The following is a 9,561-nucleotide window of genomic DNA, read 5'->3' as shown; positions in this document are numbered from 1 at the left end:
CTTACCACTGATTTTGTCAGGAATAAGTTTTACAAACAAATAAACAAATCAAAAAAATAATATTAAACCCCAAATTTAAAAACCTAAAAAATGAAAACAAACAGATTATTACTTGTAGTAGTATTTTTAATTTCTGGATTAATGACTAAAGTAGAAGCTCAGACTTCGGCGACAGTTACAGGAACAACTGCAGGAGCAAAATTGATTATACCAATGTCATTGACACAAACTTCGGCTTTGCATTTTGGTACAATAAACCTTTTATCAGGAGCTTCAGGAACTGTAGTTTTACCATCAAATAATACGACACGTAGTTTTACTGGAGGAGTTTCTGCCTCTGCTGTTGCACCTTTGGCAACTAATGCGGCTTATAATGTAACTGGAACAAAGAATGTAACTTATGCTTTAACGTTGCCTTCAACAATAACAGTAACTGAAACTATTGACGGAACGGCTACGATGACTATCAGTGATTTGAAAGCAAGATTTAATGGAGCTAGTGATGATGCGGTAACAAGCACACTAAGCCCTACAGGAACTGATAGCTTTAAATTAGGAGGAACTTTGACTGTTGCAAATTCGCAAGCGGGAGGAATCTATGCTGGTACATTTAATGTAAGTGTTGATTACAACTAAAAACTAAATCAATTACAAGATAGGGGAAAGGCAATAAATATGTTTTTCCCCTTTTTTAAATTCTGGATTTTAAATTTGTTCATAGATAAAGACTGTATGAAAAGAATATTGTTTGGATTGTTTTTTTTAGGTTTGATTGTGCAAGTAAAAGCACAAGGGGATTTATTAGTTACCCCTACTCGCGTAATATTTGAAGGAAATAAACAAAGACAAGAGTTAAGTGTTGTCAATACAGGAACTGAACCTGCAACCTATTCTATTTCATTTGTAAATAAAAACATGAAAGAAGATGGGAGTTTTGTTGATTTAAAAGACCCAGTTCAGGGTCAAAAAATTGCCGAACCTTATCTTCGAATCTTTCCAAGACAAGTTACGCTCGGACCGCAAGAATCTCAAGTAATTAGTTTACAATTCAGACGTAAAGCAGATATGGAAGAAGGAGAATATCGTTCACACCTGTATTTTAGATCTGAAAAAGATTATACTGCTCGTGGACAATCTAAAACCGAAAGAGATTCTACTTTGTTAAGAGTACAATTAATTCCAATTTTCGGGATGAGTATTCCAGTAATTATTCGAACGGGAGAGGTTACTACTCAAGCGCATTTTAGTGATTTAAAAATAGTGACTGATGAAGATAAGAATCAAATATTGAAATTGGTTTTAAATCGTTCGGGCAACTATTCCGTTTATGGTGATATTAAAGTTGAATTTGTTCCTGAAAGAGGAAAAGCTTTTGAGATTGGTGCTGTAAATGGTGTTGGTGTGTATACCAATATCAATAAAAGATATATTACAATTAAACTTGATAAATTGAATAGCAAAACTTTACCTAAAGGAAAAATAATTGCTAGATATTTGAGCAATAAAGAATCTAAACCAGAACTATATACAGAGGCCGAAATTATTCTTAATTAAGCCAATTCTTTTATATGATTCAAAAACAATTTAATTTCAATGGTACTCATATTGCTTTAAAAGGAGCGATTGTTTTGTTATTGTTATTAAATAACCTTTTTGTGTTTTCACAACCGGCTTTGCCACAACGTTCAATTACGGTGGCAGCTACTCAGGCTTTACATTTTGGAACCTTTGCTCTTACAGGTGCAGCTGGAGGAACAGTTACTGTAGGCTGGAACGGAAGTAGAACAGCGACAGGAGCTATAGGTTTGTTAAATTCGTCACCGACTGCACAACCTGCTATTTTTGAAATTAAATTATGCCAAGGTCGTAATGTTACCATTACTTTAGACCCAACGGTGACCCTTTCGGGTAGCGAAGGAGGAAGTCTAATTCTAAATTTAGGACCTACTGAAAAAGGCTCTAGTGGTGCTGTTTTCGCGACAGATGGTAATTGTAATTTTGTTAGCCTTTTACGCGTAGGCGGAACCTTAAATGTTCCTGGTGCAGCAATTCCTGGAGTCTATACAGGAACCTTTTTTATTACCTTTAATCAAGAGTAGGTAATGAATACAAGTACTTTTAGTAAGCTAAATGAATTTTATTTTCGTTGGTTAAAAAACGTTTTGTTTACTCTCCTATTTTTCGGTTATACTTTTTCTGTACATTCTGCTGAGGTTTTAAAAAAATCCAATGACCCCATCGACCCCAATCCTACCGTTTATGAACAGTTATTGGTCAACGTAGTTATTGAAGGTTTGGGTAATTTTGATTTGGATGCAGTCTATTCAGATAAAAATAATTTGTATATCAATGTTGTAGACTTATTTTCGACCCTTAAAATTCCCTGTAAGGAGGGTGAAAAAGGAATCAGTCTAGTGGGGGTGATAGGAAACATGCAACAGCCATACACAATAGATTTTGCAAGGGGAACTATTAGAATTGGAGACAAAACTTTCAAAACAAATAATAAAATCATTAAAGAATCGGGTAACATCTATATAGATGCAACGGTTTTTTCAGATGTTTTTCGGATAAAATTGGATTTTAATTTCAGAACCCTAACAATAAAATTATCGGCTGATTTTGAGTTGCCTATTATCAAGCAGATGAGACAGGAAAAAATCAGAAAAAATATTTCCAAAATTAAAAATGAAATCTTATTTGATACGCTTGTCAAGAGAAATTACCATACTTTTAAATTAGGGACTTTTGATTGGTCTATGGCTTCGTTTACCAATTTGAATGAACCCGCTACTAATTTACTTGGTTTGGGATTTGGAGCCGAACTCTTAAAAGGGGAAGCCAATGTTTCCTTAAACTATAATAGTCAATATACTTTTGATAATAGGCAATTAAACTACCGTTGGAGTTGGGTTGATAATGACAAAAAAATCATCAAACAAGCACAAATAGGTAAAATAGGTGTGCCTATGATTGCTTTTATTAATGCCCCAATGGTAGGCGCTGTTATTCGTAATACACCAACGACAGTTCGTAAAGCTAAAGGTGTTTATACCATTAATGAAACTACAGACCCCAACTGGACAGTTGAGCTTTATATCAATAAAATTTTGGTTGATTTTACCACTGCAGATGCATCTGGAGCGTTTTCATTTAAAGTACCAATAGTTTACGGCTACAGTATCTTAACATTAAAATATTATGGTCCAGCTGGTGAAGAACGTGTTGAGGAACGCGAGATGAATGTTCCCTATACGATTATGCCTAAAAATGAATTTGAATACGGTTTATCTGCGGGAATTGTACAGGACGGCAAAGGAACTCAATTTAGTAAAGGGGAGTTTTTTTATGGCTTGACCCGAACCTTTACGCTTGGGGGAGGAATAGAATATGTTTCGACTATTTCTAATAGTATGATTCCTTTTCTTAAAGCAACTTTTCAGCCTTTTAGCAAATTATTATTTAATGGGGAATACGCACATGGAGTAAGAAGTAGAGGTTTGTTGAATTATTATATTACTAAAGATATTTTGTTTGAGTTTGATTATGCTAAATATGTTGAGGGGCAAACGGCTACTTTTTTTAATGCTTCAAGAGAATTAAAAACTAAATTATCAATTCCTATTAAATTTAGTAAAGTAAACGGCTCTGTTAGATTGGATTATTCTCAATTGGACTATAAGACCTTTCAATATAATTTTGCCAATTTGATGCTATCTGCAAATTACAAGAAAATAGGGGTAAGTTCTGAGTCACAACTCAATTGGGTGGATGCTCAATCTCCTTTTATGACTACTGATTTGTTTTTTTCGTATCGACTAAAAGATAATCTTCAACTAAGACCTTCTGTTCGTTACAATATAAGTGATAATACTTTGATGTCTTATAAAGCAGAGATTGAAAAAAGGATGTTAAGAGGTGTTTTTTCGGCTTATTATGAACGAAATGCATTGTATAATTTAGATTTTGTGAATCTTAATTATAAGTACGATTTGTCTTTTGCTCGAACTGCCTTTTCGGCTTCAAGAAGTAAAGACAATACAATAATTTCAGCTAGTGCACAGGGGAGTTTAGCTTTTGGAGCTAAAAACAATTATATTCACAAAGGACCTAATTCGGCTTTAGGAAAAGGAGGAGTTGTAATCTATCCTTTCCTGGATTTAAATCAAAATGGAATTTTTGATAAAGACGAACGCTTAGTAAAAATTAAGGATGTTAAAATTAATGGTGCTACCCCTATTTTTAACGACAACGATTTGTTAGTTCGTATTCCAGATTTAAATGGATTTACAGCTTATACAATTAGCTTTAATGATAATGATTTGGAAAATATATCATGGAGATTCAAACATCGCTTGTATCAAGTTATTATTGACCCAAACCAATTCAAACGTATTAATGTACCTATTGTCCCTATGGGTGAAGTGAGCGGTACCGTTTATAAAGAAAATGAAAATGAAGTCAGAGGGTTTTCTCGAATAATAGTTAAGGTTTATAAAAAAGATTCAAAAGAATTGGTCGTTCAAACCCTTTCTGAATCGGATGGGTATATATATCATTTAGGACTTAAACCAGGTGATTATATGGCATGTATCGACCCAGAACAGTTAAAGAGTCTAAATATGACGGCAAGTCCTCCTTGTCGTTATTTCAGCATAAAAAAATCTGAAGACGGTGATATTGTTGATGGTTTAGATTTTGTTTTAAAAGAAAATGAATAGTAAGCCTCTGTGGTTAACTTTTAAATCATACGTTAGTACTGTTCTGTACTGAAATTTTTTATTTTATATTGTCAGGAATACTATAGGCTATCGTCTATATTTTCGTTTAGGTTTCTCCCATCCGTCTATATTTAAAAAATAGAATGGTAAAACCAAAAATAAAAGTTAAACCTAAGTCTTTTTGTATTCTAGATTGTATTTTTGATAGGATATAAACAGACAACTCAATAAGACACTATAAAATGGACAAAACCTATTACGACCCAGCCGACCTGAAAAAATTTGGTAAAATCTCCGATTGGAACGAAGAACTAGGGGACAAGTTTTTTGATTACTACGGAAAAGTATTTGAAGAAGGCAGTTTATCTGCTCGCGAAAAATCATTGATAGCCTTGGCAGTTTCACATACCGTACAATGTCCGTATTGTATTGATGCTTATACTGGTGATGGACTTAAACGAGGGATTACCAAAGAAGAAATGATGGAAGCGGTTCATGTAGCGGCGGCTATTCGTGGCGGTGCTACCTTAGTACATAGTGTGCAAATGATGAATAAATACGATAAACTCTCGATGTAGTTTTTTTGAGGGGCTAAGATTCTAAGTTTCTAAGGGACTAAGTCCTTTGTATTTGAACCTATAAAACCTTAGAACCTTAGCTTCTCAGAACCCTAAATACTTAAAAAAAATGCTCAAATCTTTACATGCAAAACATAGCGAACTCTCTAAAACCGAAAAACAACTCGAGATTCTTTCGACAGGCATGTTTCAAGATGGAAGTTTGCCCACTTTTGCTGATAAAATAAAAAAAGCAGGAACGTTTCCACTGCAACCTCGAAAGTTGGAAATTCTCCAAATCAATGTAGGCTATATGTGCAACCAAGTCTGTGCGCATTGCCATGTGGATGCTGGGCCTGACCGAAAAGAAATCATGACGGTCGAGACCATGCAACAGATTTTGGAGGTACTCAAAACGACTGAGGTCAACACCTTAGATTTAACGGGTGGAGCGCCAGAGATGAATCCTAATTTCCGTTGGTTTGTCGAAGAAGCTTCTAAACTAGGAGTAAAGGATTTTATAGTTCGCTCCAATCTGACCATTATTTTGGCCAATAAAAAATACCACGACTTACCCGAGTTTTTTGCCAAACACAACATTCATGTGATCTCGTCTTTGCCTTTTTACAAAAGAGAAAAAACGGATAAGCAACGAGGCGATGGAGTTTTTGACAAATCGATTCAAGCTTTGCAAATGCTGAATAAAGTTGGTTATGGCAAAGAAGGTACTGGTTTGAAATTGGATTTAGTGTACAATCCATCGGGTGCTTTTTTACCCACTGAGCAGAAGGCTTTAGAACACGATTTCAAAAAAGCCTTAAAAGAAGATTTTGACATCGATTTTAATTCGCTTTTTGCGATTACCAATCTGCCTATTTCTCGTTTTCTGGACTATTTAATCGCTTCAGATAATTACGAAGATTATATGTATGCCTTGGTCGAAGCCTTTAATCCTGTGGCTGTTGCCAATGTGATGTGTACCAATACGATTTCGGTGAGTTGGGACGGCTGGTTGTACGACTGCGATTTCAACCAAATGTTAGAACTGAAGGTCGCTTCAAAGGTCAAACACATATCCGATTTCAATCAAGAAGTTTTACAAGATAGAAACATTGTGATTTCACAACACTGCTACGGTTGTACCGCTGGAGCGGGGAGTAGTTGTCAGGGAACAGTGGTCTAGTTTAACCACAAAGGGCACAAAGATAAACACAGAAAAAGTTAAACACAAAGGCCACAAAGGAGTCACAAAGACTCACTAAGATTATTTAATAGAGCCCAAGTGAAATTAGTTTTAAACACAGATTTGTCAGATAATAATTGTGATAATTAGTGTAATTTGTGGTAAATAAAAAAAAGAAAAAATGAAAAACAACATACAAGAATCCCTAGCCTTTTTACAATCCAAAGGCTTTACTCAACCCGAATTTGGAATTGTACTTGGAACAGGACTGGGCCAACTAGTGCAACACATCCAAATAGAAAAAGAGGTCAATTATAGTGACATTCCACATTTTCCTGTTTCTACTGTCGAATCCCATTCGGGCAAACTGATTTTAGGAACTCTTGAAGGCAAGAAAGTAGTCGTAATGCAAGGCCGTTTTCATTTGTACGAAGGCTATTCGATACAAGAAATTACCTTTCCTATCCGAATTTTAAAAGCCTTAGGAATCCAAAAGTTATTGATTTCAAACGCTGCTGGAGCCATCAATCTTGATTACAAAAAAGGTGATATGATGTTGATTGACGACCATATCAACTTACAAGGAGGTTCCCCATTGGCATTCAAAACTGTATCTGATTTTGGAGACCGTTTTGTAGATATGAGTGCGCCTTATGATGCCGAAATGAATAAAAAAGCAATCGCAGTCGCTAAGGAAAACGGAATCAAATTACACAAAGGAGTCTATGTAGGAGTCGTAGGACCACAGCTAGAAACCCGTGCCGAATACCGTTATTTACGCAACATAGGTGCCGATGCCGTAGGGATGAGTACCGTTCCAGAGGTCATTGTGGCCAATCATCTGCGTTTGCCAGTTATTGCCGTTTCGGTATTGACAGACGAGTGCGACCCTGACAACCTAAAACCCGTAGATATTGCCGAAATCATCGCCATCGCCGGACAAGCAGAGCCAAAAATGGTGACGCTTTTCAAAGGTTTGGTTAGAAATTAAAAATTAGTTTCAAGTTTCAGGTTCCAAGTTCTCGCAACGAACCTGAAACCTGTAACCTGAAACCTGAAACCTGAAACCTGAAACCTGAAACAAAAATTCATGAGCTACCTAAACGCCACCAACGACCTATACAAACAAGCAGCCTTAACACCTGATGTGGGGCTTTGCTGTACCACAACACCTATTTGGAAATTCCCAGGATTGGAGATTCCGATGATTATGCAAGAGATGAATTACGGATGCGGAAGCACCATCTCGGCACAAGATTTAATCAATAATCCCAAAGTGCTATACGTGGGAGTGGGCGGCGGCATGGAATTACTGCAATTCTCCTATTTCTCCCGTCAAAAAGGCGGTGTAGTGGGAGTGGATGTGGTCGATGAAATGCTAGAAGCTTCCCGCAAAAACTTCCTCGAAGCCGAAAAACAAAACGATTGGTTTCAAAGCGATTTTATCGAACTCAAAAAAGGCGATGCTTTAAACCTTCCTATCGAGGACGAAAGCATTGATGTAGCGGCCCAAAACTGCTTGTTCAACATCTTCAAAGCCGAAGATTTAAAGAAAGCTCTGCAAGAAATGTACCGTGTATTGAAGCCTCACGGACGCTTGGTGATGAGTGACCCCACCTGCGAGCAACCCATGAACGAAGCCTTGCGTAATGACGACCACCTCCGTGCCTTGTGCTTGAGCGGAAGCATTCCCATTGCCGATTACATCAAAGCCTTGACCGATGTGGGTTTTGGAACCATCGAAATCCGTGGTCGCCGTCCGTACCGAATCCTAGACCCTGAAAATTATCCAACCGATGAATTGATTTTTATCGAAAGCATCGAAGTCTGCGCCATCAAAGACCCTATGCCAGCCGATGGCCCTTGCGTGTTCACTGGTAAAGCCGCCATCTATTACGGTAAAGAAGCCTATTTCGACGATACAAAAGGCCATACTTTACTCAAAAACCAACCCCTAGCCGTATGCGACAAAACCGCCGCCGCCCTAGCCAGTTTGGGACGCAATGACATTTATATTTCAGAGAGTACGTTTCACTATAATGGAGGTGGTTGTTGTTAATTTTTGAGAGGCTGAGTTGCTAAGGTTCTAAGAGGCTAAGGTTAGGAGGGTTTTAGTTTTTTTGATTATTAGGACCAGAATATTTAGTGTTTTTTTAGGAAGATCGCTCCCGCTTTCGGCTTTATCTCTTCGCTCCGCTACGAGGATACCGCCTCAATCGGGGGTAGAAAGGGGGATTTGTGCTTTTAAGATATTTTCAAAGAAAAGATATCTAAAACGAAACAATTTATAGAAAAAAGGTATTTATATTTGGTGTTATATACTAGATAGCATTCATGTTAATGGAAATTCATAAAGTCATATATCAACATTTAGTTGAACAAGAAAACAGAAGATTAATTCACTATAACAATTGTGAAGATAGTGAAATTGAAGATGCAAATCTTGACAGCGCAATTTTAGATACAAAAAATAGGTTGTCGGTTAGATTAATAGAAGGAAAGTGTAGTCGGCTTTTATTGGAACAAATTGCAAGACATAGATTGAATATTGGCGAAAAATTTAATGAGAGAATTGAATTTTATAATGCGTCTGAGATAATAGATATTCTTGATTTGCTTGAAAACGACAAAGTAAATTATACTGATTTTACAGGAGAAGTATTAATTGGATTTTCAAAAACACACCACGGGACATATTCGGGAAATGGCTATTCTATTGTTAGAAATATAAAGGAATATTGGTTTAAAAAAGGAAATATTAGACGTGAACTTCAAAACGAATTTCAACAAATTAGTAATGATTATGGACACCAAGGAATTTCTGTAATTTTAAATGTGATGCATTCAAGTGCTATGAGTAAAAAGGAGTTAAGAGGTGAATGGATTGTTTTTAAAAAACATAAAGGTAAAAAATACTATTTATGCTTAGCGAGTCATTATGAAGATGATAAAAAAATATTTGAAGAGAAATTAATGAAATGTTTAACTGAATTTCCTGAATTAAATAGTTAATAATACCCCGCTCCGCAAAGTCTTCACACTTTGAGGCAATTTTAAAAATCGTTAATAAGAACGATACTCGTCCCAAAGTCTCCTGACT

General features: G+C 36.2%; 9 protein-coding genes. All 9 read left to right on the top strand.

The window, feature by feature from the left end:
• Positions 1-90 precede the first annotated feature (90 nt).
• On the top strand, positions 91-636 hold the full coding sequence (locus tag SLW70_RS16105; RefSeq protein ID WP_320889682.1) for a DUF4402 domain-containing protein: 546 nt from the start codon (positions 91-93) through the stop codon (positions 634-636).
• 96 nt (positions 637-732) lie between these two features.
• On the top strand, positions 733-1,554 hold the full coding sequence (locus SLW70_RS16100) for a hypothetical protein (protein WP_320889680.1): 822 nt from the start codon (positions 733-735) through the stop codon (positions 1,552-1,554).
• Between the two features lie 14 nt (positions 1,555-1,568).
• Positions 1,569-2,099 (top strand): DUF4402 domain-containing protein, encoded by a 531-nt coding sequence (locus SLW70_RS16095; protein ID WP_320889679.1) that lies wholly within the window; start codon positions 1,569-1,571, stop codon positions 2,097-2,099.
• 3 nt (positions 2,100-2,102) lie between these two features.
• Positions 2,103-4,721, top strand: coding sequence for a hypothetical protein (locus SLW70_RS16090; RefSeq protein ID WP_320889677.1), 2,619 nt, complete (start codon positions 2,103-2,105; stop codon positions 4,719-4,721).
• Positions 4,722-4,963: 242 nt separating this feature from the next.
• On the top strand, positions 4,964-5,299 hold the full coding sequence (locus SLW70_RS16085; protein WP_320889676.1) for an arsenosugar biosynthesis-associated peroxidase-like protein: 336 nt from the start codon (positions 4,964-4,966) through the stop codon (positions 5,297-5,299).
• A 109-nt stretch (positions 5,300-5,408) separates the two neighbouring features.
• Positions 5,409-6,461, top strand: a complete 1,053-nt coding sequence (gene arsS, locus SLW70_RS16080; protein WP_320889675.1) for an arsenosugar biosynthesis radical SAM (seleno)protein ArsS — start codon at positions 5,409-5,411, stop codon at positions 6,459-6,461.
• 181 nt (positions 6,462-6,642) lie between these two features.
• On the top strand, positions 6,643-7,452 hold the full coding sequence (locus SLW70_RS16075) for a purine-nucleoside phosphorylase (RefSeq protein ID WP_320889674.1): 810 nt from the start codon (positions 6,643-6,645) through the stop codon (positions 7,450-7,452).
• Positions 7,453-7,551: 99 nt separating this feature from the next.
• Positions 7,552-8,520 (top strand): arsenosugar biosynthesis arsenite methyltransferase ArsM, encoded by a 969-nt coding sequence (arsM, locus tag SLW70_RS16070; protein WP_320889673.1) that lies wholly within the window; start codon positions 7,552-7,554, stop codon positions 8,518-8,520.
• 416 nt (positions 8,521-8,936) lie between these two features.
• Positions 8,937-9,473 carry a hypothetical protein gene (locus SLW70_RS16065; protein WP_320889672.1) on the top strand — a complete coding sequence of 179 codons (537 nt, stop codon included), beginning with the start codon at positions 8,937-8,939 and terminating at the stop codon, positions 9,471-9,473.
• The last annotated feature ends 88 nt before the right edge of the window (positions 9,474-9,561 follow it).

This window comes from Flavobacterium sp. NG2 (genome assembly GCF_034119845.1).
Lineage (GTDB): Bacteria > Bacteroidota > Bacteroidia > Flavobacteriales > Flavobacteriaceae > Flavobacterium.
This window is presented reverse-complemented; position numbering and strand designations above follow the sequence as displayed.